Source organism: Paraburkholderia sp. BR14320 (assembly GCF_040948665.1).
GTDB lineage: Bacteria > Pseudomonadota > Gammaproteobacteria > Burkholderiales > Burkholderiaceae > Paraburkholderia > Paraburkholderia youngii.
Genome location: NZ_JBFPKG010000010.1, coordinates 1 through 24,080, shown reverse-complemented (window position 1 = coordinate 24,080; position 24,080 = coordinate 1). Strand labels below are relative to the sequence as shown.

General features: G+C 63.4%; 21 protein-coding genes, 1 rRNA gene and 2 pseudogenes. 11 read left to right on the top strand and 13 right to left on the bottom strand.

The window, feature by feature from the left end; all coding sequences use genetic code 11:
* Positions 1-41: 41 nt before the first annotated feature.
* The 4 genes and pseudogenes from AB3X89_RS12445 to AB3X89_RS12430 form a co-directional block, all read left to right on the top strand.
* Positions 42-689, top strand: a pseudogene (locus AB3X89_RS12445) (DUF6402 family protein); the annotation flags it as partial.
* Between the two features lie 89 nt (positions 690-778).
* On the top strand, positions 779-838 hold the full coding sequence (locus AB3X89_RS12440; RefSeq protein WP_368583671.1) for a hypothetical protein: 60 nt from the start codon (positions 779-781) through the stop codon (positions 836-838).
* A gap of 614 nt (positions 839-1,452) precedes the next feature.
* Positions 1,453-1,830, top strand: a complete 378-nt coding sequence (locus tag AB3X89_RS12435; RefSeq protein WP_368583538.1) for a BON domain-containing protein — start codon at positions 1,453-1,455, stop codon at positions 1,828-1,830.
* Positions 1,831-1,935: 105 nt separating this feature from the next.
* The gene (locus AB3X89_RS12430) at positions 1,936-2,076 is read left to right on the top strand and encodes a hypothetical protein (RefSeq protein WP_368583537.1); all 141 of its coding nucleotides are present in this window, start codon (positions 1,936-1,938) and stop codon (positions 2,074-2,076) included.
* Between the two features lie 117 nt (positions 2,077-2,193).
* Here AB3X89_RS12430 and AB3X89_RS12425 read toward each other — a convergent pair whose 3' ends face one another.
* The 6 genes and pseudogenes from AB3X89_RS12425 to AB3X89_RS12400 all read right to left on the bottom strand — a co-directional run bounded on the left by AB3X89_RS12425 (position 2,194) and on the right by AB3X89_RS12400 (position 7,020).
* A complete protein-coding gene (locus tag AB3X89_RS12425; protein ID WP_368583536.1) occupies positions 2,194-3,342 on the bottom strand; it encodes a DUF1501 domain-containing protein in 1,149 nt (382 codons plus the stop codon).
* Between the two features lie 5 nt (positions 3,343-3,347).
* The gene (locus AB3X89_RS12420; protein WP_368583535.1) at positions 3,348-4,868 is read right to left on the bottom strand and encodes a DUF1800 family protein; all 1,521 of its coding nucleotides are present in this window, start codon (positions 4,866-4,868) and stop codon (positions 3,348-3,350) included.
* 83 nt (positions 4,869-4,951) lie between these two features.
* Entirely contained in the window at positions 4,952-5,461 is a 510-nt protein-coding gene (locus AB3X89_RS12415) for a periplasmic heavy metal sensor (protein WP_368583534.1), read from the bottom strand.
* Positions 5,458-5,874, bottom strand: coding sequence for a hypothetical protein (locus AB3X89_RS12410; RefSeq protein ID WP_368583533.1), 417 nt, complete (start codon positions 5,872-5,874; stop codon positions 5,458-5,460). The genes AB3X89_RS12415 and AB3X89_RS12410 overlap by 4 nt, the downstream gene beginning before the upstream one ends.
* Positions 5,871-6,467, bottom strand: a pseudogene (locus tag AB3X89_RS12405) (RNA polymerase sigma factor); the annotation flags it as partial. The gene AB3X89_RS12410 and the pseudogene AB3X89_RS12405, both read right to left, overlap by 4 nt.
* Before the next feature lie 238 nt (positions 6,468-6,705).
* Positions 6,706-7,020 carry a YXWGXW repeat-containing protein gene (locus AB3X89_RS12400; RefSeq protein ID WP_368583532.1) on the bottom strand — a complete coding sequence of 105 codons (315 nt, stop codon included), beginning with the start codon at positions 7,018-7,020 and terminating at the stop codon, positions 6,706-6,708.
* A 314-nt stretch (positions 7,021-7,334) separates the two neighbouring features.
* Here AB3X89_RS12400 and AB3X89_RS12395 point away from each other — a divergent pair, with 314 nt between their 5' ends.
* The 4 genes from AB3X89_RS12395 to AB3X89_RS12380 all read left to right on the top strand — a co-directional run bounded on the left by AB3X89_RS12395 (position 7,335) and on the right by AB3X89_RS12380 (position 11,862).
* Positions 7,335-9,131 carry an alkaline phosphatase family protein gene (locus AB3X89_RS12395; RefSeq protein WP_368583531.1) on the top strand — a complete coding sequence of 599 codons (1,797 nt, stop codon included), beginning with the start codon at positions 7,335-7,337 and terminating at the stop codon, positions 9,129-9,131.
* A gap of 60 nt (positions 9,132-9,191) precedes the next feature.
* On the top strand, positions 9,192-10,619 hold the full coding sequence (locus AB3X89_RS12390) for a cytochrome-c peroxidase (RefSeq protein ID WP_368583530.1): 1,428 nt from the start codon (positions 9,192-9,194) through the stop codon (positions 10,617-10,619).
* Between the two features lie 93 nt (positions 10,620-10,712).
* Positions 10,713-11,399: an HAD family hydrolase gene (locus AB3X89_RS12385; protein ID WP_368583529.1), complete on the top strand. Its 687-nt coding sequence runs from the start codon at positions 10,713-10,715 to the stop codon at positions 11,397-11,399.
* A gap of 208 nt (positions 11,400-11,607) precedes the next feature.
* A complete protein-coding gene (locus tag AB3X89_RS12380) occupies positions 11,608-11,862 on the top strand; it encodes a hypothetical protein (protein ID WP_368583528.1) in 255 nt (84 codons plus the stop codon).
* Positions 11,863-11,957: 95 nt separating this feature from the next.
* Here the strand turns inward: AB3X89_RS12380 and AB3X89_RS12375 are convergent, their stop codons facing one another.
* The 6 genes from AB3X89_RS12375 to AB3X89_RS12350 all read right to left on the bottom strand — a co-directional run bounded on the left by AB3X89_RS12375 (position 11,958) and on the right by AB3X89_RS12350 (position 18,700).
* Positions 11,958-12,350 (bottom strand): carboxymuconolactone decarboxylase family protein, encoded by a 393-nt coding sequence (locus AB3X89_RS12375; protein ID WP_368583527.1) that lies wholly within the window; start codon positions 12,348-12,350, stop codon positions 11,958-11,960.
* 536 nt (positions 12,351-12,886) lie between these two features.
* A complete protein-coding gene (cyoD, locus tag AB3X89_RS12370) occupies positions 12,887-13,228 on the bottom strand; it encodes a cytochrome o ubiquinol oxidase subunit IV (protein WP_018437951.1) in 342 nt (113 codons plus the stop codon).
* Positions 13,229-13,834, bottom strand: a complete 606-nt coding sequence (gene cyoC / locus AB3X89_RS12365; protein WP_368583526.1) for a cytochrome o ubiquinol oxidase subunit III — start codon at positions 13,832-13,834, stop codon at positions 13,229-13,231.
* Complete coding sequence (gene cyoB / locus AB3X89_RS12360) at positions 13,834-15,855, bottom strand: cytochrome o ubiquinol oxidase subunit I (protein WP_368583525.1); 2,022 nt, start codon at positions 15,853-15,855, stop codon at positions 13,834-13,836. The genes cyoC and cyoB overlap by 1 nt, the downstream gene beginning before the upstream one ends.
* Before the next feature lie 3 nt (positions 15,856-15,858).
* The gene (gene cyoA, locus AB3X89_RS12355; protein WP_368583524.1) at positions 15,859-16,752 is read right to left on the bottom strand and encodes a ubiquinol oxidase subunit II; all 894 of its coding nucleotides are present in this window, start codon (positions 16,750-16,752) and stop codon (positions 15,859-15,861) included.
* Positions 16,753-17,143: 391 nt separating this feature from the next.
* Positions 17,144-18,700, bottom strand: a complete 1,557-nt coding sequence (locus tag AB3X89_RS12350; protein WP_368583523.1) for an NADH-quinone oxidoreductase subunit M — start codon at positions 18,698-18,700, stop codon at positions 17,144-17,146.
* Between the two features lie 684 nt (positions 18,701-19,384).
* On the opposite strand from AB3X89_RS12350, the gene AB3X89_RS12345 reads away from it, so the two are divergent.
* The 3 genes from AB3X89_RS12345 (at position 19,385) to AB3X89_RS12335 (ending at position 23,884) form a co-directional block, all read left to right on the top strand.
* The gene (locus AB3X89_RS12345; protein ID WP_368583522.1) at positions 19,385-20,119 is read left to right on the top strand and encodes an ABC transporter ATP-binding protein; all 735 of its coding nucleotides are present in this window, start codon (positions 19,385-19,387) and stop codon (positions 20,117-20,119) included.
* Positions 20,109-22,688 (top strand): FtsX-like permease family protein, encoded by a 2,580-nt coding sequence (locus tag AB3X89_RS12340; protein ID WP_368583521.1) that lies wholly within the window; start codon positions 20,109-20,111, stop codon positions 22,686-22,688. Before AB3X89_RS12345 ends, AB3X89_RS12340 begins: the two co-directional genes overlap by 11 nt.
* Positions 22,689-22,801: 113 nt before the next feature.
* The gene (locus AB3X89_RS12335; RefSeq protein WP_368583520.1) at positions 22,802-23,884 is read left to right on the top strand and encodes a lipocalin-like domain-containing protein; all 1,083 of its coding nucleotides are present in this window, start codon (positions 22,802-22,804) and stop codon (positions 23,882-23,884) included.
* A 74-nt stretch (positions 23,885-23,958) separates the two neighbouring features.
* Here the strand turns inward: AB3X89_RS12335 and rrf are convergent.
* Positions 23,959-24,072: ribosomal RNA gene (gene rrf / locus AB3X89_RS12330) — 5S ribosomal RNA — on the bottom strand.
* Positions 24,073-24,080: the final 8 nt, after the last annotated feature.

Genomic DNA, 24,080 nt, shown 5'->3' with positions numbered 1-24,080 from the left:
ATCCGGTTCCATTCACTTATGCTTAAGAGCCGTAAGCGCCCATGAACCACGACGACAAATACTCTTACTACAAGATCGACAAGCTGTTTTGGCGTTGGAAGAAGCAAGACGGGGCTCGGATCGTGCATGAGGTCTCGCTTTCGACGGACAAGGCACCGCCGCCGTTTCCGGCCTCGCCAGTCGCGAAATCGAATGCCGTGCCTCGCCCAGCCAAGTCTCCCAAACCTGATCCAACCGTAAAAATGATCAACGATCTTCTCAAGGTCGCCGATTCGGTTTCCCGTTTCAGAACATGGTTGAACACACCTGTGCCGTCCAAACCGTCCGAAGCGACGAAGATCGTCGCCCTGAAAAAGACGGTACCGCTATTCGATATCCAGGAGATTCCGAACGCTCTGCGCAAAGAAATGATGCCTATCGGAGCGAAGTTGATGGAGCGATGGTTTGCCGGCCGATTGAACTACTCCGCAGTACCCAGCGACGAGCTCAAAGAAATCAATCAGGAGGGCAAGCCATACCCGCCTGACATGTACGATACAACCACGATAAAGATGGACTGGGTACTGAAGTTCGCTCGCGCCAAACGGAAATACGACTTCCTGGTCAACGATGCAATACGGTCACCAGCGGCACTTCAAGTGCTTCACAAGAAGCTCCGTTTCTACAGGCATAGTAGTGAGCTATCTACGCACCATATCTGTCGGGATGATCCCCAGCATCTGCATCAGTTTTTTCAATTTCAACACGTCGAAGTTGACATCAGCGTGGCGGCGATTTCATCATCTACTCGGACCGTCGCTACGTTCCGCTTTTCCCGCCGATCGTGCTCTACCTATGAAGCGCATCCTTAAGCGTGCTGCATTATTGGCTGGTCTTAGCGCAGGGCTTTATTTTGGGCTCTTCGACCATACTCCGCATGGACTCGAGTGTCGTCATTCGGCACCTGTCGACGGCATATACAGAGCAGAGCTTTGCCTGTTGCGATGGACTCCGGGCCGCAGCGGGAGCCCTGAATATGTCGGCCGACTATTCGATGCAAAGAGCGGGAGGCTGCTTGCACAGCGCACTTTCAGCACGCCTGTCCCCGATCTTTTTTGGTCAACGGGCCTGCGATACTCGCTGAATCCGTATTCGCCGCCCCGCTATCTCGGTCCGTCCGTCGAGTTTTCCCGCGGAGATGCCGGTAAAGGAGACTCGAGGATTTCGTTGCCCCCGTCGTTCTGGGACAAACTGGCCGCCACCCGCCCGCGCTTATAGCTGGTCGCACCTCCCCGCGGTACGGTTTTTTGGCATGCCAGCCCCGCCAGGAGTATCGTTTAACCGCGCCGGAAGGGCCCAAACCGCCACTCCTCTACAAGACAGGCACTTCCCAGAGTCGGGACCAGCTCGACAAAAGCGCGACGTTTCTAACATGCAAGGAAGCGACATCAACTTTTCGAGGATGGTGAAACCGTGAAAACAGTCAATCTTTTGAAGATGCTCGGAATTGCATTGTGCGTGGCAACCGCATCCAGCGCCTACGCGCAGGCAAGCGACGCTCAGGCGCCTGCCGCCACGGCAGCCGCGCCGGCCACGACCACCCAATCGACGCGTGCGGCGGATCGCAAGCTCGGCCGCGACGTGCGGCGCGCGCTCGCGAGAGCGCAGGGCTTCAACGTCTCGAACGTGTTCGTGCGGGCGCGCGGCGGCGCGGTGACGCTGACCGGCTCGGTGCCTGAAAGCGGCATGATCCAGCAGGCTGCCGACGTGGCGAAAGGCGTGCCAGGCGTGACCTCGGTGACCAATAAGCTCACGCTGAATTTCCCGTCCCGCGGAGGTGGTGGAAGCTGAGCGTCGGCATCCGACTCGCGAACGGGAGCGCCGCGAACCTGCGATGCGTGCGGTGTCTCCCGCTAATCCCCAGTCGTCGGCACGCACACGGTGCTCTTCTGCTCGGTGAAGGCCACGCGAACGCAGGACGCGGGCGATGCGCTGATCTACTACGGCCGCCGCTATCATCGCGTCGGCGAGCGCTCGGTGCACGCGACGCATCAGGTCGCGGCGAATCAAGGCGAAGCGTCCGTCTGCGCGCGTTGAGGTCTCACTGCGCGTTGGAGTCGGCCGAGCGCCGCGATCCTCCGGCCGAATAGCGCGGCCGCGGTGCGCTCCGGATTGAGCGCAATACGTTCGCTCGCCGCGCCAACCATCCACGCGTCACGCCCGTACGACGCCCGTCATCGGTCTGCCCGCCACCGTCCGGCCAAACAGCGCCGCTGCCGTGCGTTCCGGATCGAGCCCGAGGCTCTCACTCGCGGCGCCAGCGATCAACGCATCGAGCGAGCTGGTCGGCCTCAGGTCACGCGACTGATACAGCTGATGCGGCGCGAGCCCCGGCCAATCCGCTATCACGCGACCGCCCTGCACCGAGCCGCCCAGCACCATCGCGACAGAGCCGGTGCCGTGATCGGTGCCGCCCGTGCCGTTCGCGGCCGCGGTCCGGCCGAACTCCGTCGCGACCAGCACCGTGGTCTTGCTCCACGATGGTCCCATGCCGTCGCGCAACGCCGCGAGCATCGTGTCGAGCGCCTTCAGCTGATTCGCGAGCCGCGCATTCTGCGCGCTGTGCGTATCCCACCCGCCGGTCTCGATCATCGCGATACGCGGACCGTCGTCGCGCGCCAGAAAACTCGCCGCGAGCTTGCCGAGGCTCGCCGGGTCCTGACGTGCGCCGGCATCGCCCGCGACGCCGCGCGCCGCCATCGCCGATTCCCACAGCGGACGCAACTGCGCGTCCTGCTCGTACAGCTGCGACACGCGCGCGAGCAGATCATCGGGCGCCTGCGGCAACGCCGACGGCGCATACGACGTCACCGAAGCGGGACCGCGCAGCGCCATCGGCACGGTCGGCGCGAACGCGATCGCGTTCTCGCGGGTCGCGGGCAATTGCGCGGCGAGCCGGTTGAGCCAACCATCCTTTGTCTGATACGGCGATGTGCCGCCGGTTTCCAGCACATTCTGTCCGTCGAAATGCGAGCGGTCGCGATACGGCGAAGCGACCGCGTGCACGAACAGCGCCTCGCGTTGCGCGTACAGCTTCGCCATTTGCGCGAGCGCCGGATGCAGCGCGAACGTGCCGTCCAGATGCGGCGCGTTCGACGCATCGATTGCGAGCGGTCCGCGCAAACTCGCATACGCGGGGTCCGCGTAAGGCACGACGATGTTCAGGCCATCGGCCGCGCCACGCTGGATCACGAACACGAAGCGGCGGTCGGTCGCGACATGCGCGAACGCAATTCGCGGCGACACGAGCAGTGCGCCGGCACCGACGGCGGCGACGCTCAGAAACTGGCGGCGTGACAGCATGGCGTTCACCTCCGTTGAAAATCGGGCGATACGAGCAGCAGCGCGATCGCCGTCGACGCGCTTTCCGCGCGCGATACCGCCGTGGCCGTCGGCTCGCTGAGCGAGCCAGCCAGCAAGGTCTGGCCGAGCGAGCGCGCATCGAGCCGGTCACCCACGCGCGAAGCGAAACGTTGCGCGACTTCGACGCGGCGCACGAGCGCATCGGGCGCGGCCCAGCTCGCGGCGATATCGTCATAGCCGGCGGGCGAACCCGGCCGCCACACCGGCTGGCCTAGCTGCGTCAGGATCGGCGCGCTCTGCAGATTACCGAGGTCGTGCCAGCCGAGTCCGCGCATCGACGAAATGGTCCACTCCCACGGAGTCTTGAACTTCACCGCGCCCGGCGACCACGCTTGCGGTGTATCGATCAACGCGCGATAGACGGTCGGCAGATCGCCGTCGCTGCGAGCGAACGCATCGGCCAGACGAGCGCTCACGCCAGCCGGCGGATTATCGGCGACGAAATGGCGCGCGAGCTTCGTGCCGATATGCTGCGCGGTGGCCGGCGCGTGCGCGAGGTCGTGCAGGATCGCGAGCGCCTGCTGTTCGCCGGCTTCGTCGTAGCGGCGTCCCATGATCGTGCGCGAGCCCGGTTCGTGCAGCGCCTGGCGAAACACGAAGCTGCCGGGTTCGCCGCCTGGCTCCTGCGTGCGCCGGTTTGGATTGGCGCCGCCGTTGCCCGGATTGCCGACGAGACTCCAGCCGGTCAGCGCACGCGCGAATTCGGTCACGTCGTCCTGGCTATAGCCGCTGCGCACGCCGAGGGTATGCAGTTCCATGATCTCGCGCGCGAGGTTCTCGTTGAGTCCGCGTCTGTTGTCCGGATTGCGTTGCGCGGCGCGCAGCGCGGCCATGCTGTCGGGACCAACCGAGCGCGTCTGATCGAGGAACAGCTGCATGGCCGGATGACGCTCGACGGCGACCAGCATGTCCTCGAAACGGCCCAGCACGTGAGGGCGAATCGCCTCCGCTTCGAACGACCCGGCGAGCGCCGCGACGCCGGGCTTTTCCGCCGATACCGCAAAGTGGTTCGCCCAGAAATGCACGAGGCGTTCGATAAATGGCGTCTGAGTGCTCAGCGCGCTGGCGACTCGCGCATTCACCGATGAGCGATACATGTCGAGTATTTCGACGCGAAACGCCTTTCGCTCGGATTGCTTTGCAGCTTGCGCGTCGGTCTGGCTGGCTGCTGCCGCGTTGCTGGCGATGTTGGTCGCGCGGTTGTTCGCACTCTGGTTCGAGTTGGATTCTTCGCCCGCCTTCTGTTTCGCCTGCTGCTCGATCTGCATGCGCTGCTGCACGAGCTGCGTCGACAACGCGATCGAATCGGGCTGGTTCGCCCACGCGTCCGGCCGCGGCTGATACTGCTCGAACTGCGCGAGCAGCCATCCCTTCGGATCGGCTGGCGGCGTATCGTCGGCGCGCGCGCCGAGGCCGAAGCGGTTCAGTGCGATCGCCGCGGCATTCAGATTCGGTGAGTGGGCCATACGATCCTCGTCGGCAGGTAACACGCCTGCATGTCCGTTAAACGGCCGACACACGAAAATCCGTCGCCACCGCACGCATTTTTCTATTCGCCGGATGCGCCATTCGCCTCCGGCTTCTTCGTGTTCGGAGCGGGCTGCGCTTCGCGCCATTGCCCGCGCAGCTTCAAGCTCTCGGCGAATTTGACGCGCTCCTCGGGCGTCAGCGTCGCCGCGAAATCGGCGACGCTCGCTTCGACCATCGCGCGCAGATTGCTGTCGGCCGCGCGGGTACGCGCGAGCGCGGCATCGAGCGCGGCGCGATCGAACTGCGGCGCGGCGAGCAACCGCAATACCTCGCGACGCCCTTCGCGAGCGTCACGCGCATACTGGCGACCGTCGCGCCGCGCGTTCTTCAGGCCGTCGATAAACGCCTGGCGCTGCTGCGCCGACAGCGGCTCGGCGGCGAACCGCAACGCGCGCTGGTCCGGCGCCACCGGCTGATTCGCACCGTGCGCGGCGAACCACTGATACGCGCCGCCGGCGATCGCGCCGAGCAGGAACACGTTGAGCACCGCGGAGCCCAGCAGCGCAAATTTCCACGAGCGCCCGTTCATTCGCCGCTCCAATCGGCGGAGCTGCCGCCGAAGCTCGAAGTCAGATACGAGGATTCATGCACGACCGGCGCGTTCTCGGTCAGCACGAAGAACGACACCGCGAGCGCGCCAGCCACGCCCCCTAGCAGCCCGACGCCTGCCACCGCCGCGCCCGACCACCAAAAACGCCAGCGCGCGGCCGGGCGTCGCGCTGGCGCGCCATCGATGATGCGACGCTGCAGTTCGAGGCTCGGCGGCTCGATCCAGTCCGCGGCGAGCCATGCGTCGAGGCCGGCCGCATCGCTCAACGCCGCGTCGGCTTCGTCGCGATGCGCGCGCGCCCACTCCAGCGCGGCCGCGCGTTCGCGCTCCGGCCAGCGACGCGCGTCGGCGCCGTACGCTGCAACGATCTGTTGGAATCTTTCGGGCGTCATGACTTGTCCTTGCTAAGGCCGCTGCCGGCCAGTTGAGCGCGCAAACCGCGGCGCGCGCGGCTCAGCAGACTCTCCAGCGCATCGACGCTGACGCCCATCAAGGCGGCAGCGTCGACGTTCGACATTTCCTGGTAATAGCTCAGCACGAGCGCTTCGCGCTGTCGCGCCGGCAGCGCGGCGAGCGCCGCGCGCACGCGCGCGTGGTCGGCGCGTGCTTCGAGCCGCGCGTCGGGTGGCGCGGCGGGATCGGCCGTGTCGGGCAGTTCGTCGCTCGGGTCTTCGCGCTGGCCGCGCAAACGGTCGTAGCAAAGATTGAGCGCGACCCGATGCATCCACGTGTCGAATTTCGCTTCGCCTTCGCGCCAGCGAGCCGCCTGTTTCCAGATTCGCACGAAGACCTCCTGCGCGACATCCTCCGCTTCCATGCGATCACCGAGCATGCGCGTGGCGAGCGCGAGCAGCCGCGGCAGCTTGCGCGCGACCAGCGAGCGGACCGCGCCGGGCTCCTCGCGGCCCACCCGCGCGATCAGCTCGGCGTCCGGATCGGGCGGCGCGTCGCTCAAGGCGTGCGGCTCCGTCGCGACGTCACGCGCGCGCGTTCGCGTGCGGGCCGCATCACGGGATCAACGTCGTTCACTTGCCGCCGCTCCTTCAGCTGTCGTGTTGTATGGTTTTGCTGCCGCTACGCCGCTATCCGGCCTGGTATCACGTACGCGGTCAATATACGACGACCGCCGGACGGTAATAGGCCGGACGTGCCGGATAGACCACACAGCCGGCGAGCGAGGCCGCCAGCAGAATCATCACGAGTGTTTTCATCGCAAGCCTCGCTCAAGCCCAATGTCCTTCGATCCAGCGCCAGTGCGGCCCACGTTGCGCCCAATGGCCGGGCACCCAGCGATAGCCCACGCGCACCGGCTGCCAGTGGCCCGGCGCCCACACATAGCGGCCATGCTCCCAGCGCCAGCGGCCCTGATCCCATACGTAGCCGTCCCGCGGCGCGGGCACGACTTCGACGCGCGGCGGCGGCGCCATTGGCGCGATCACCACTTGCGCGAAGGCGGGTGTGGCCGTCAGCGTGGCCGCGCAGCACAGCGCGGCGCTCAGCGTGGAACCGAGCAGGCGACTCATGCGGTTAGAGATCATGTCGTTTTCTCCCATAGGACCGAAAAGAGCCGGACACAGCGTGGCCCCGTTTCTGCTTCAACGGGTCAATTGGGGGAAATCCGTCGCTCTGCGTGCAAAAAAGTGCGGCGGGAAGAAAGCGCTTCACGATTAGCGCGGCGCGAACCGGAAGTCAGGGAGATGAATGGGAACCGATAGCCGGCGTAATGTCCGCGACTCGAATCTTTAATCGCGGACTGCTGAAATCGTCGGCAGCCTGATTGCGGCAACAACAGTAACAGCAACGGCATTTCTACCCATATTCCGCGGCGAAGGTCGAATCTGGAGTCAGTCACATGTTCCGTAGAGCTTTGTTACCCATTCCGTTCGCTGCGATGCTGATGCTCGCCGGCTGCGGCAACAACAGCGTCAGCACGCCCGCGGCGTCGACCACGGGCGCATCGTCGCCGGCCGCCCCGGTGTCCGCGCAGGACTCGCTGACGACCGCGACGCCGATCAAGCATGTCGTCGTGATTTTCGGCGAGAACGTGTCGTTCGATCATTACTTCGGCACCTATCCGCAAGCGGCCAACCCGGTCGGCGAACCGCAATTCACCGCGGCCGCGGGCACGCCGACAGTCAACAACCTCAGCAGCAACAATCTGCTGACATCGAACCCGAACGCGCTGGCGAGCTCGCCGAACACGGCGGGCCGCACGGTCGGCACGGTGCCGATCGCGGGTCTCGGGCTGCCGGCCGCGGACCTGCTGCCGTTCCGCCTCGATCGCTCGCAGGCGAATACGTCGAGCCAGAATCACGCGTACGCGGCCGAGCAGCTCGCGTATAACAACGGCGCGATGGATTCGTTCCCGCTGTTCACGGCGGCCGGCACGACGATCGCCGGCAGCACCGGCGCGTTCGCGACGAAAGGCCAGGTGCTCGGCTACTTCGACGGCAACACGGTCACCGCGATGTGGAACTACGCGCAGAACTTCGCGATGAACCAGAACGCGTACACGGATACCTACGGACCGTCGACGCCCGGCGCACTCGCAGTCGTGTCCGGCCAGAACAACGGCGTGATCCTGACGGGCGGCACGTCGGCCAACGCAATCCCCGACTCGGCCGGCGGCAACACGATGATCGGCGACCTCGACCCGACCGGCGACGCCTGCACGATCGCGGCGGGCAGCAAGGTGACCGGCGCGATGTCGTCGAAGAACAGGAACATCGGCGACCTGCTGAACGCGAAGAACATCACGTGGGGCGGCTTCATGGGCGGCTTCAATCTGCAGACCGTCAACACGAACGGCACGACCGGCTGCGCGCGTTCGACGTTCTCGCAGGTGCTCAACGCGAGCAAGGCCGACTACGTGCAGCACCACGCGTGGTTCCAGTACTACGCGAGTACGGCGAACCTCGCGCATACGCGGCCGTCGTCGACGGCGGCGATCGGTGCGACCGATCCGCTCGATAACTCCGCGACCCCGGTGCATCACCAGTACGACACCGACGATTTCTTCACCGCGGTGAAGGCCGGCAACTACCCGTCGGTCAACTTCCTGAAGGCGCCGGCCATCGGCGACGGCCACCCGGGCAACTCGGACCCGATCGACGAGCAGGCGTTCGTCACGAAGGTGATCAACTTCCTCGAACAGCAGCCTGACTGGAAGAACACCGCGGTGATCATTGCCTACGACGATTCGGACGGCTGGTACGACCACCGCTACAAGGCGCCGACGAGCGCGTCGTTCGACTCGACGAGTCCGCAATCGGCGGGCGGCGCGACGGTGGCCGGCAGCGACAACCTCAGCGCGGCGGGCCAGTGCACGGCCGCGGGCGCGGTACAGCCGCAAGGCGTCAACGGCGACGTGGTGAACGGCCGCTGCGGGCCGGGGACGCGCACGCCATTCATCGTCGTGTCGCCGTGGGCGAAGGTCAACTTCGTCGACGACACGCCGATCACGCAGGCGTCGGTGGTGCGCTTTATCGAGGACAACTGGCTCGGCGGCCAGCGCCTCGGCGGCGGCTCTTTCGATGCGACGGCGGGCAGCATCATGAACATGTTCAATTTCTCGGGTACGGGCAACACCGCGCCGTTGTATCTCGACGAAAACCTCGGCACGAAGCTGTCGTCGCCGCCGTCGACCTGAGCGGGTGCCGCTGACGTGTAAGTCGCTGTTTAGTATCCGATCGATCTATTCGTCAACGTCATGAACCGACCGTCAGACGCATTTGCACCAGCGCCGCTGCTGGACTCCGCGAGCACTCGCCGCGCGTGGCTGCGGCTGTACGCGGGAAGCGTAGCGACTGTCGTGCTCGGCTTTGCCGCGTTCTCCGCGTACGCACTCGTGTATCCGGAGTGGATGCCGCCGGCGGTAGGCGAAATCGTCGAGGAGATCACCGGTGCGAATCCGCATCCGGTGCATCTGATGCGTCCGCAGCAAGCGCCGCTCAGTGCGGTTGCGGTGCTCGGCAAACAGATCTTCTTCGACAAGACGCTGTCCGCGTCGGGTCAGCAGTCGTGCGCGACATGTCACTCGCCGCAGCATTCGTATGGACCGGATAACGCGTTGCCGGTGCAGATGGGCGGCTCGCATCTTGACCAGGCCGGCTATCGTCCACCCCCATCGCTCGCATATCTGTACCGGCAGGCGCCGTTCAGCATCGGCCCCGATCAGGGCGATACCGACGTTCCCGTCGACATGACGCAGCTCGCCTCGCAGGCCGCCGGCATGCAACGCGCGCAGAAGACCGCGCTCGCCGCGCCCAAGACGCCGGCGATGGTGCCGCAAGGCGGCCTGTTCTGGGACGGCCGCGCCGATACGTTGCAGAACCAGGCAATCGGCCCGCTGACGAATCCGGTCGAGATGGCCAACGCGAGCGAAGCCGACGTCGCGCGAAAGCTGCTGCAAACGCGCTACCTCGATCAGTTCAAACGGATCTTCGGAGCTGGCATCGGGAACAACCCGAGCCTGCTGATTTCCGAAGCGATGTTCGCGGTGGGGCGCTATCAGATCGAAGATCCGTCGTTTCATGCGTTCACGAGCAAGTACGACTACTGGCTCGAAGGCAAGGCGCGGCTCACGCATGCCGAACTGCACGGTCTGCAACTGTTCAACGATAAGAACAAGGCGAATTGCGCGGGCTGCCACCTGAGCCAGCCGAGCCGCGATGGCCTCCCGCCGCTCTTCACCGATACGCAATACGAGGCATTGGGTGTGCCGCGCAATCCGGCGATTCCGATCAACAATGACCCGAAGTTCTTCGACATGGGGATATGCGGACCGTTTCGCGACGACCTCGCGAAGCAGACCCAGTACTGTGGCATGTTCCTCACGCCGACGCTGCGCAACGTCGCCGAACGCAAGGTGTTCTTTCACAACGGCGTGTATCACGACCTGAAGCACGTGATGGACTTCTACAATCTGCGCGACACGGCGCCGGACAAGATCTATCCACGCGATGCGTCGGGCAAGGTGATCAAGTACGACGATCTGCCGCCGCGGTATCACGCCAACATCGATGTCGCCGACGCGCCGTTCGACCGCAAGTTCGGCGATCAACCCGCGATGAACGACCAGGACATTCGGGACATTATCGCGTTCCTGCAGACGCTGAGCGACGGGTACAGGGAATGACTGCGCGCGCGTGACGAGCGGCCATCGCGCTGCGGCCCGCGAGCCGGTGGGGTATCCTTGCCGGTTTAGCAAACTCTATCCATACCCTCCCCGATGGCCGATTTTCCTTTCGACGCCGTGCTCTTCGACTGCGACGGCGTGCTCGTCGATTCCGAACCCATCACGAATCACGTGCTCACCGAAATGCTCGGCGAGCTCGGCTGGCATATGAGCGTCGAAGAGACGATGCGCATTTTCGTCGGCAAGATGGTCAAGGACGAAGCCGAACTGATCGAAGCGCACACCGGCTTTGCCATCACGGCCGAGTGGCTGGCGCAGTTCCGCGCGCGTCGCAACGCGGCGCTCGACAGGGAGTTGCGTGCGATCGACGGCGCGTCTTTCGCGGTACACGCGCTGCACCGAACGTTGAACGGACGCATTGCGGTGGCGTCGGGCGCGGATCGCATCAAGATCGAATTGCAGCTCGTGAAGGCCGGCCTCCTCGACTGCTTCGAAGGACGCATCTTCAGCGGACACGAAATGCCGCGCAGCAAGCCGTTTCCCGACGTCTACCTCGCCGCGGCCGCGGCACTCGGCGTCGACCCGGCACGCTGCGCGGTAGTCGAGGATACGGTGACGGGCACAACCGCGGGCGTCGCGGCCGGTGCGACGGTATTCGGCTATTGCCCGACGCACCTCGGCCACAGCAGCGCGACCGCGCTGCATGGCGCGGGCGCGGTGCACGTGTTCAAGGAGATGGCCGAGCTACCCGCGTTGCTCGCCGGATGGAGCAAGCGCTGATCGGCCGACGTGTTGGCGGCTGGACGACACCGGCCTGCCGCAAGTTGGCCGACGACGATCAGTTACCGACTGCGCGGAGGCAGTCGATCAGCGCTCGCGCCAGTACAGACGTTGAATCCCGCCCCATGGCATGGTGCGTGCAACAGGAACGCCCGAGCGTAAAGCATTTGCGCGCTCGCTACCCATCCAACGTTGCCGGAGATTCATCATGTCCAACTTGACCCTTGCCGACCTGTCGCGCTGCGACGACCTCGACCACGTAGCTGCACAGTCCGTACGCGGCGGCCACTCGTGCCACTCGCCGGAATACCCGCCTTCGTGTTACGGCGAAAAACCGCCGGTTCGCGGGCCGTCCTACTACAACCCGCCCTCCTACAATCCCTGCCATCCGGTGCACTACGGCTGCGAGCCGGTCTATACCCCGGTCTGCCATCCGGAGCCGATCAAGGTCGTGCCGCTGTAAGCACGAGGCCTCGCGCCGCTGCGTGCAACGGCGCAAGCATGCATGCGTTGCGGGCCGGGTCGGTACGATCGGGCCGCAACGTGCGCTTCATGCTCTTATTCGAAGGCCGGATCGATCGGCACGCGATAGCCGACCGCGAGCCGGTTCGTCTCGTTAGCCATTCCGACGATCGCCTGCAACTCGCCGAACATCTCGTCGGTCATGCCGGCGCGCCGCGCGGCCGCCGTGTGGCTCGCGACGCAATAGCCGCAGTTGTTCGTCACGCTGACCGCGACGTACAGCAGTTCCTTGACGAGTGGATCGAGCGCGCCGGGCGCCATCACTTCCTTCAGGCTGTCCCACGTGCGCGCGAGGGTCGGCGGATGCTGCGCGATGTACTTCCAGAAGTTGTTCACGTCGTCGACCTGGCGAGTCGCTTTGATGTCGTCGTAGACGGCGCGGACTTCGGGGGATGCGTCGGCGTATTCGAGGGGTTTGAGGTGGGGCATGGGGGGTCCTTGGTTTCGAGGGGTTGCGGGTGGGTGTCGGGGGTATCGTGCACTTGCGGGGATAACTCGAGCTCGACACACCGGGCCTTTTCAGCGCATCGAAAGCCACTGAGCAAAGTCGATCACTGCAATACTACCCAGACAAACGCATACCGGTGCAACCGTCTGCGATTCAGGCCGGTTACCAGGAGCCTGTCCCGTTGAGTGGAGCGAGATCGCCGATTTCACCGCACATGCGAGTTTCGCGAAACCGCGTCGGCAAACCATGATTGAAAATCAAGTCGACTGTATCGATAGGCTGCGCGACGTCAAGCGTCTCAAAGAATTGGAACGTTAGGTTTTCTCGCTGATCGGACAAACCAATCGTCCACTCAATAACATTGTCACGTTACAGACGAAGCCCCATTCTTCGTCTGATATGTCTGTCGCATAAGGTTTCGGGTTCTCTCTCGTCATGCCGCCATCAAAGCAAAAGCCCCGCAAGATCGCAATCTTGCGGGGCTTTTTATCGAAGCTAACGCTAAAGCATTATCCGTTTAGCGCGACATCATGTTCATACTGACGTTATGCATCACCCACAACGTTCCGCCAACCACGATAACCGCGGTCAACGCAGTGAACACAAACGCCGTCACATTCCAGCGCTGCGACGACGACGCGTTCATATGCAGGAAGAACACCAGATGCACGAGGATCTGCACGACCGCGAGGCCCGCGATCGCGAACAACGCGCTCTGGCCCGTCAACGTGCCGGTCATCACGATCGCAAATGCCGCGACGGTCAGAATGACTGAGAGCACGAAGCCCGTCATATAGCTGCCGAAGCTGCCGTGACCGCCTTCCGAGTGTGCGCCATGGGCGCTATGGCTATGGTCCATTTAGATCACGCTCGCAAGATAGACAAAGGTGAAAACGCCGATCCACACGACGTCGAGGAAGTGCCAGAAAAGGCTCAGGCACGTCAGACGGATCATGTCGCGTTCGGTCAGGTCGCGATGACGCAGCACCTGCAGCGCCAGCACCACCATCCAGATCAGGCCGAACGTCACGTGCAGACCGTGCGTGCCGACCAGCGTGAAGAACGACGACAGGAACGCGCTGCGGCTCGGACCCGCGCCTTCGGCGATCATGTGCGAGAACTCGCGCAATTCCAGCACGAGGAACGAGAGACCCAGCAGGAAAGTCACGCCGAGCCAGCCGAGCAGCACGCCCTTGCGGTTCTTGTGCGCGCCGAGCATCGCGAAGCCGTAGGTGATACTCGAGAGCAGCAGCATCGTCGTTTCGAGCGCGACGCCGGGAATCTCGAACAGCTCCTTACCGGTCGGACCGCCCGCGAACTGCTGGCTCATCACCGCGAACACTGCGAACAGTGCCGCGAAGATGATGCAGTCGGTCATCAGGTACACCCAAAAGCCGAACACCGAGTGCGACGGCACGTGGTCCGGCGCGAGATGCGGCTCAACCGCAATAGTCTTCTGTAACATCAGTCCACCTCCAGCGCGACCTGCTTGCCGACGCCTGCGCCGACACCGGCCACGGCGCCAGCACCGCCGTTGCGTTTCTCTTCAATCAGCGCGACAGTGTCCGCCGGAATGTAATAGCCGTCGTTGTCCATGAAGCTGTAGACGATCACGGTGAGCACGGTGCCAACCAGGCCAACGATCGCAAGCCACCAGATGTGCCACACGGCTGCAAATCCGAGCACCAGCGAGAACAGCCCCACCAGCAGACCCGCGGACGTATTCGACGGCATGTGAATGTCGCGATACGCCGGCACTTTGACACCGCCCTTGCGCGACTTCATTTCGCTGAACGCGTCGAGCGAGCGGACATCCGGGATGTGCGCGAAGTTATAAACCGGCGGCGGCGAGCTCGTCGCCCATTCCAGCGTATGACCGTCCCACGGATCGCCCGTGAGGTCGCGGTTTTCCATCTTGTTGCGATCGCGGATGCTGACGACCAGTTGCAGCAGCTGGCAAGCGATACCGATTGCGATCAGCACCGCGCCGAATGCGGCGATGATCATCCACGGGTGCCAGTCCGGGTTGTCGTAGTGGTTCAGACGACGAGTCGCGCCCATGAAGCCGAGCACGTACAGCGGCGTGAATGCGACCCAAAAACCGATCTGCCAGAACCAGAACGCGGCCTTGCCGAGCTTCTCGTTCAGCCTGAAGCCGAACGCCTTCGGGAACCAGTAGTTGAAGCCAGCCAGATAGCCGAACAGCACGCCACCGATAATCACGTTGTGGAAGTGAGCGATCAGGAACAGGCTGTTGTGCAGCATGAAGTCCGCGCCCGGGATCGCCAGCATCACGCCGGTCATACCGCCGATCGTGAACGTGATGATGAAGCCGATCGTCCACAGAACCGGGGTCGTGAATTGCAGACGGCCCTTGTAGATCGTGAACAGCCAGTTGAACACTTTAACGCCGGTCGGAATCGAGATCACCATCGTCGCGATGCCGAAGAACGCGTTCACGTCCGCGCCCGAGCCCATCGTGAAGAAGTGATGCAGCCACACGAGGAACGACAGCACCATGATCGCGCAAGTCGCCCAGACCATCGTCTTGTAGCCGAACAGCGGCTTCTTCGCGAAGGTCGCGACGACTTCCGAGAAGATACCGAACGCCGGCAGGACCAGGATGTACACCTCGGGGTGACCCCAGGCCCAGATCAGGTTCAGGTACAGCATCGCGTTGCCGCCGGCTTCGTTCGTGAAGAAGTGCATGCCGAGGTAACGGTCGAGACCGAGCAGCGCGAGCGTGACGGTCAGGATCGGGAACGACGCCATGATCAGCACGTTCGCGCACAACGAGGTCCACGTGAATACCGGCATCTTCATCCACGACATGCCCGGAGCGCGCATCTTCACGATCGTCACGAAGAAGTTCACACCGGTCAGCAACGTGCCGACACCGGAGATCTGCAGACTCCACAGGTAGTAGTCGACGCCGACACCCGGACTGAACTGCAATTCCGACAACGGCGGATAAGCGAGCCAGCCCGTCTGTGCGAATTCACCAACCACCAGCGAAATGTTGATCAAAATCGCGCTGACTGCCGTCAGCCAGAAGCTCAGCGAGTTGATGAACGGGAAAGCGACGTCGCGCGCGCCGATCTGTAGCGGCACGATGATGTTCATCAAACCGATCATGAACGTCATCGCCATGAAGAAGATCATGATGACGCCGTGCGCGGTGAAGATCTGGTCGTAGTGATGCGGCGGCAAATAGCCTGGGCTCAGGTACGACAGCGCCAGCTGCATACGCATCATGATTGCGTCGGCAAAGCCGCGCAGCAGCATGATGAACGCAACGACGATGTACATGACACCGATCTTCTTATGGTCGACGGACGTCAGCCATTCGCTCCACAGGTAGCGCCATTTGCCGAAATACGTGATTCCGCCGAGCACCGCCAATGCGGCGAGGGCCATGCCGGCGCCCGCCGTGACGATGATGGGCTCGTGATACGGAATCGCATCGAGAGTGAGTTTTCCGAACATGAGTTACCCCTTAGGCGCACAGTTGGCGTCTTTCATGTTGTCGATGACGTTGCCGTTGTTGTATTTGGCAATGATGTTGTTGAAGAGCTTCGGATCGACGGTCGAGAAGTACCGCACAGGGTCCTTTTCGCTCGGTTCCGATACCGCGTGATAGCGGTCCATGTCGAGGCGGTCCGACGAAGCGCGCACCTTCTCGACCCAGGCGTTGAACTCTTCAGGCGACGAGGCGAGCGTACGGAACTTCATGTCCGAGAAGCCCTTGCCGCTGAAGTTCGCCGCGAGGCCCGCGTAGTCGCCAGCGTGATCGGCGATCAGGTGCAGGCGCGTCTGCATGCCTGCCATCGCGTAGATCTGGCCGCCCAATTGCGGGATGAAGAAAGAGTTCATCACCGTGTCCGACGTGATCCGGAAGTTCACCGGCGTGCCCACCGGGATCGCGAGCTGGTTCACCGACGCGATACCGAGGTCCGGATAGATGAACAGCCACTTCCAGTCGAGCGCGACGACTTCGACGTTGATCGGCTTGACCTCCGACTCGAGCGGACGATACGGATCGAGCTCATGCGTGCTCTTCCACGTCAACACGGCGAGGAACAAAATGATCAGCGCCGGAATCGTCCAGACGACGACTTCGATCGCGGTGGAATGCGTCCACCCCGGTTTGTATTCGGCGTTTCTATTCGACGCGCGATAACGCCACGCGAAAAACAGTGTCATCAGAATGACTGGCACCACGACAATCAGCATGGCCCACACCGAAGTCGCGATCAGATCACGCTCCGCCAGTCCCACACTCCCCTTCGGATTCAGAATATCGAGGTTGCTGCAACCCGAAAGCAGCAACATGAGGCTGGCGGAAATGAAACTTGCCGGCCTTCCCAGCGCCCGTCCTTTCATATCCACTGCCTCGTTTTTTTGACTTCAACGAACGTCATTCGACGGCTCTCCAGTAATAAGCGCTCGCATAATAGGGGGGCATCGAATGCTAATAAACACTCGAATTTGCAACGATCTATTGCAGCGCGCCGCAGTGCGACACGTTGCCGCATTTCCCCGCACACCCTACTCACCAGCGTCGTTTGCGACGCTTCAAAACGAAGCATCGAAAAGTTGACGCATCGCAAGAGCCCCTTCAAATAAGCGCTGGAAAACCGCTGGGCGCGCGGCGGGTTCGCAGTACTCCGCCGTGCATGCATTCATAAAGGGGTTGATAGCGACGCGCAAAAGCGCAAAAGCGTCGCCGCATCCTGACGCGCGGATGCGACAACGGTTCTTGCGCTCTGTTCTTTTAACCCGGATTGTGCGTGGCGACGGGTGCCGGTCCGGGCACCGCCGCCTGCAGATGCTCGCCAGCTTCGGCCGGCACGTTGTCAGAAGGCAGCGCCGAGCGTTCGGATTGCGCGAGCAGCGTGCCGACCGACGGATCGATCGCATCGGTAAACGGCTTCGGATTAAGTCCGATCGCGAGCACGAGCAGCGCCAACGCACCGAGCAGCGCGAACTCGCGTTTGCCGAGGTCCTTCAGATTCGCAACGCGCGCATTGGCGATCGCGCCGAAGATCACGCGCTTGTACATCCACAGCGTGTAGGCCGCGCTCAGGATCAGCGTGGTCGCGGCGATCGCGCCGATCCAAAAGTTGAAGCGGATCGCGCCCATCAGCACCATGAATTCGCCGACGAAACCCGACGTGCCCGGCAGACCGATGTTGGCCATCGAGAACAGCATCACGAAACCGGCAAAGCGCGGCATCGTGTTCGCGACGCCGCCGTATTCGGCGATCGATGCGCTCTTCGTGCGGTCGTACAGCATGCCGGTGCACAACAGCATCGCGCCGGACACCACGCCATAGGAGATCATCTGCACGATTGCGCCGGCCTGACCGAAGCGGTTGAAGACGAACAGACCAAGCGTGACGAGGCCCATATGCGCGACCGTCGAATACGCGAGCAGGCGGCGCATGTCGGTTTGCACGAGTGCGAGCAGGCTCGAATAGATCACCGCGACGAGTGACAGCGTGATCATCATCGGCGCAAAGAAGTGGCTCGCTTGCGGTGCGATCGGCAGCGCGAAACGCAGTAGACCGTAGCCGCCGATCTTCAGCATGCCGATCATCACCGCGGCGCCGGTCGGGCCGTCGAGGTGCACGTCGGGCAGCCACGTGTGCAGCGGCCACATCGGCACCTTCACACCGAACGCGGCGAGGAAGCCGAGGAAGATCAGCGTCTGCGGCACCATGTCGAGATGCGCTTCGCGCCACACGGCGAGGTCGAAGCTGTGCGTCTGGCTGTACAGATAGAGCAGCGACATCAGCATCATCAGCGAGCCGAGGAACGACACGAAGAAGAACTTCACCGCCGCATACGTGCGGTTCTTGTGACCGTACGTGCCGATCAGCAGGTACAGCGGGATCAGCGTCGCCTCGAATGCAACGAAGAACATCATGCCGTCGAGCGACGTGAACACGCCCTGCATGAAACCCGACAGCATCAGGAACGCGCCGTAGTACTGCGCGGTGCGCTGCGTGATCGACTCCCATGACGCGATCACGATGATGATCGTCGTCAGCGCGGTCAGCGCGACGAGCCACAGCGAAATCCCGTCGATTCCCACATGCCATGCGATATCGAACGTCGGCGACCAGCGGACGTTCTCGACGAACTGCATCGAGGTCACGTCGTTGCGGAAATTCGCCACGACCGGAATCACCGGCAAGAAACCCGCCACCGCGCCGATCAGCGCGAGCCAGCGCGTGCGATTACGCGCCGCGTCGGACCCGGCGCGCAGAACCACGAAGCCGGCGACTATTGGGATCCAGATGAGAAGACTTAGGAGAGGCAATGGCATGTGCTCTGTCAAAACTTGAAGTACAAAACGCTGCGTCAATGCCGCCAAAACAGCAGGCATTGAAATAGAAATGTAAGTTGGAGTGCGCTGAAATTGACGCGTGGAGGGGTTTCCCGCTACACGTTTACCCGCAGCCGACCGACCGAGGGTGGGAGATTACCAAGATAAGAATAATTTTGCATCGCAGCAGCCGCGAAATCCCTTCGGATTAGATTGTTGCGACGTGGACGCTTGCAAAACGCATCAAAATGTGCGTTTGCACATGACTACAAACGGCTTGGCGGGCCGGGCTGATTTGGCTGCAAAAGCTCGCAATTACCCGGAGGTTGACCGCTTTTAGACATCGCCTGTTTGTGGGGCCGGTACGGCTGGAACGGATCGTGCTGCACGGTGCTTTTCGACCAGTGGCGACGACCCGCATTTGAACAAGAATTTGCCCTGTTCGACGATAAAAAATTTTTTTGTGGTGGCGGTCTAAATTGACCGGCGAACAGGGGCAACCGTGCTGAGCGCCTCAGATGAAGATGCTCTGAATTTGTTCCACCGAGGCGCGCGAATCTTCCATTTACCTTACGAACAACAGCGTTACGGCGCGGGTAGCTGCTGCGCAAATTCGCGCGGCAAGGCACACTCATTTCGCCCGGCCAGCTCCCCTCGCCCGGCCCCTTTTCCGGACCTCCTCGCATGGCGCTTCGTGACGACGACGTCGTACCCGCACTCGAATGCCGCGGCCTCAGCAAGCGGTACGGCATCGGCCGCATCGTGCTCGCGCAGCTCGACTTCACACTCGCTGCGGGAGAGTTCGTTGCGATCATGGGCGACTCAGGCGTCGGCAAGTCGACCTTGCTCAACCTGATCGCCGGACTCGACCGCGCCGATAGCGGCAGTGTGCTGATCGACGGACGCCCGGTCGAGCAACTCGACGATAACGCCGCGACGCGTCTGCGCCGCCAGAAGCTCGGCTTCGTATTCCAGGCGTTTCATGTGCTGCCGCATCTGACGCTCGCGCAGAACGTCGCGCTGCCACTGCTGCTCAATGATCTACCGACGGCCGCCGCGCTCGACATGCTCGCGGCGGTCGGCCTCGGCGGACGCGGCGACGATTTTCCGCGCGATCTCTCCGGTGGCGAATTGCAGCGCGTAGCCATTGCACGCGCACTCGTGCATCGTCCGACGCTGCTTCTCGCCGACGAACCAACCGGCAACCTCGATCCCGCGACCGCGCACGACGTGCTCGGCCTGTTCCGCGCGCAAAGCAAGGCGACGGGCGCGGCGACCATCATGGTCACGCATTCGGAAGCCGCGGCAGCCGTGGCCGACCGCGTGTTGATCCTGAGCGACGGCGGATTGCATGCCGCGCGCGATAAAGCCGCGAACATCGCGCACGCCGCGGCCCGCTCGACCGACGATGGCCGCTGACCTTCAGCCACTGCCGCGCGCGCCCGGATATCGCGTTCTCGCGCGCTGGCTACTGGCCGCGGAATGGCGCAGCCATCGCGGACGCGCACTCGTCGCAATCGCGACGATCGTGCTCGGCGTCGCGCTCGGCTATGCGGTGCAATTGATCAACAGCGCGGCCTTCGATGAATTCTCCGCGGCCGCGCGCAGTCTGTCCGGCGAAGCGGATCTGCAAGTGCGCGGCGCGCAGCCTTTCATCGACGAGTCCCTTTATCCGCAGCTGGCCAACGAACCGGGGGTGGCGCTGGCGAGTCCCGTGCTCGCGCTCGACGTCGCGGTGCCCGGCCGCAACGGTGCACTGCCCATTCTCGGCATCGACGTCTTCAAGGCGAGCCGGATCACGCCCGATCTGATCGGCGTGCCCTCGCCTGCGCGCCCGTTCGACACGCTCGCCTCCGATGCGATATTTCTGTCGACGGCCGCGCAGCAATGGCTGAACGTCAAGACCGGCGGCGACGTGACGCTGCGCGTCGGCACCTCGGATCTGCAGCTGCGCGTCGCGGGCGGGCTCGTGCGCACGCGGCCGGGTCAACGGCTCGCGGTGATGGACATCGCCGCCGCGCAATGGCGGTTCGACAAGGTGGGCAAGCTGTCGCGCGTCGACTTGCAACTCGAACGCGGTGTGGATCGGCAACGCTTCAAACGCGATCTGCAGCAACGGCTCGGCAGTGCCTGGGTAGTCGCCGAAACACGCGATACTGAGAGCCGTACCGATCGCCTGTCGCGTGCTTATCGGATCAACATGAATGTGCTCGCACTGGTCGCGCTGTTCACCGGCGCATTCCTCGTGTTTTCGACGCAGGCACTCGGTGTCGTGCGACGCCGCTCGCAATTCGCAATGCTGCGTGTGATCGGCCTCACGCGAGCTCAGCTGTTGCGGCAGATCCTGCTCGAAGGGGCGCTGCTCGGGCTGCTCGGCTCGTTGTGCGGACTTGCGCTCGGCTACGCGATGGCAAGCGGTGCGCTGCGCTTTTTCGGCAGCGATCTCGGCGGCGGCTATTTTCCGGGTGTGCAACCACGAGTCGGCTTCGAGCCGCTCGCGAGCGCGGTGTTTCTCGCACTCGGGGTGGCGGTGTCGGTGTTGGGCAGCGTCGCACCCGCCATCGATGCTGCACGCGCACGGCCTGCCGCGGCACTCAAGGCCGGCGCCGAGGAGACCGCGCTGGCACGGCTCGCGACGCCGTGGCCGGCGTTCGGCTGTTTGCTGGCGGCCGCCGCGCTGACGCGCATGCCACCGTGGTTCGATGCGCCGATCGCTGGTTATCTGGCGGTCGCGCTGCTGCTCGTCGGCGGCATCGCGCTGATGCCGCGCGTGACCGCGCTGATATTCGGCGCGGCGAGTCGCGCACGCGCCACGCGACGCCGCGCGGGCGCGACGAGTACGCTCGCGATTGCGCGTCTCGCGAATGCGCCGGGGCAGGCGTCGATCGCGATGGGCGGCGTGCTGTCGAGCTTCGCGCTGATCGTCGCGATGGCGATCATGGTGGCCAGCTTCCGCGTATCCGTCGACGACTGGATCACGCATCTGCTCTCCGCGGATCTGTACGTGCGCGTCACCTCCGGCGGCAATAGCGGTGACAGTGGCGGCTTGCGGCCCGATGAACAGACGCGCATCGCGACGGTGCCCGGCATCCGCAACGCCGCGTTCTCGCGCATCACACATCTGACGCTCGATCCCGCCCGCCCGGACGTCGCGCTGCTCGCCCGCGAGATCGATGCGGCCGATCCGGGCGCGACCCTCCAGATGACCGGCGCGGTGCTGTCGCCGTCCGCGCTTCGCACCGGCGACATACCTATTTGGGTTTCCGAAGCAATGGTCGACCTGTATGGGTATCAGTTAGGTCAACGCGTACGGTTGCCGCTCGGGGAGCACGGTCAGAGGTTCGTCGTCGCCGGCGTCTGGCGCGACTACGCGCGGCAGAGCGGCGCGATTCAGATACGGCTTGGCGACTATCGGCGGCTGACCGGCGACTCCACCGCAACCGACGTCGCGGTGACCGTGGTGCCGGGCGTGAGTGTCGAACGCGTCGTCGCAAGTTTGAAGGCGTTGCCGTTCGGCGCTTCGCTCGAGATGTCGCAACCGGGGGAGATCCGTGAGCGCACGCTGGTGATCTTCGATCGCAGTTTCGCGGTCACGTATCTCCTCGAGGCGGTGGCGATCGTGATCGGATTGTTCGGTGTCGCCGCGACCTTTTCCGCGCAGACACTTGCTCGGGCTCGCGAGTTCGGGATGTTGCGCCACGTCGGCGTGACGCGCGCGCAAATTCTCGCGATCCTCGCATCGGAGGGCGGCCTGCTCACGGCATCCGGCATTGCGCTCGGTTTCGCGCTTGGTTTCGCGATCAGCCTGATTCTCGTGTTCGTCGTCAATCCGCAGTCGTTTCACTGGAGCATGTCGCTGCATGTGCCGTGGCTTGTGCTGGGCACGGTCGCGTCGGTGATGCTCGTACTGTCGTGCACGACGGCGGTGCTCGCGGGACGCGGTGCGGTGTCGGTGGATGCCGTACGAGCGGTGAAGGAGGACTGGTGATGCGAGTTGCGCGAAGTGCGTGCGGGATGCGATTGCTCTGGAGTACCTGCAAATCTTTGCTCAAATACCCGCATCGAACTTTTCGGAGCCTACTTTGCGTTGGCATAGCCGCTGTGTCGCCGTCTTTTGCCGCTAGCAGCGATTCCTCTGCATCCGCGCCGGCCGCCTTCGCGGTAGTTACACCAGAACATCCGATCTCGTTTCCGCGGGACACCGGTGCCCATCCGGAATTCCGCACCGAATGGTGGTACGCGACGGGCTGGCTCACGACACCCGACCACCAACCGCTCGGATTCCAGATCACGTTCTTCCGTTCGGCGACCGGTCACGACGCGGCCGACCCCAGCGCGTTCGCCCCCTCGCAACTGATCATTGCGCACGCTGCGTTGAGCGATCCGGCCATCGGCCACCTCGTTCACGATCAGCGCATCGCTCGGCAAGGTCTCGGGCTTGCCTACGCGAGGCCCGACAACACCGACGTCAAACTCGACGCATGGAAAATGATTCGCGCCGCGGACGGCCACTACGACATCACCGCCGACGCAAGCGGATTCTCGCTACACCTCCAACTCGCGCCAATGCAGTCTCCGCTGATTCAGGGCGAGCGCGGTTACTCGCGCAAAGGACCGCGTCCCGAACAGGCAAGCTATTACTACAGCGAACCGCAACTCCGCGTGACGGGCACTGTGGTGCGCCCGGCCGCGGGTGCAAACGACACGACGCGCAATGCTGTGGTGACGGGTACCGCATGGCTCGATCACGAATGGTCGAGCACATTGCTCGACGCCAATGCGGTTGGATGGGATTGGCTCGGCGCCAATTTGACGGACGGGTCGGCGCTCATGGCATTCAAGATCCGCAGCCGCGATGGACATGCAACGTGGGCCCACGCGACGCTTCGCAGACGCGATGGACAGGTAGCGAACTTCGGCCCCGGCGAGGTTTCGTTCACGCCGCGTCGCATGTGGCGGTCGCCGCACACAAACACTTTGTACCCGGTCTCGATGACGGTTAGAACCGGAACGCTGACATGGCAACTCGATCCGCTGATGGACGATCAGGAACTCGATTCACGACAGTCGACCGGCGCGGTGTATTGGGAAGGCGCGGTGCGGGTAAGTCAACAGAATGCGGATGTAGGGCGGGCCTATCTGGAACTGACGGGTTACGCGGATGCGCTGCGGATCGGAAAGTAGTTGAAGCGCGCGGAATTGGCCGCGTAAACGCAAAAACCCCACCGCTGGGGGTGGGGTTTCTGGCTTGTGGGGGAGCCTGACGATTACCTACTTTCACACGGGCAATCCGCACTATCATCGGCGTGGAGTCGTTTCACGGTCCTGTTCGGGATGGGAAGGGGTGGGACCGACTCGCTATGGTCATCAGGCATGACGG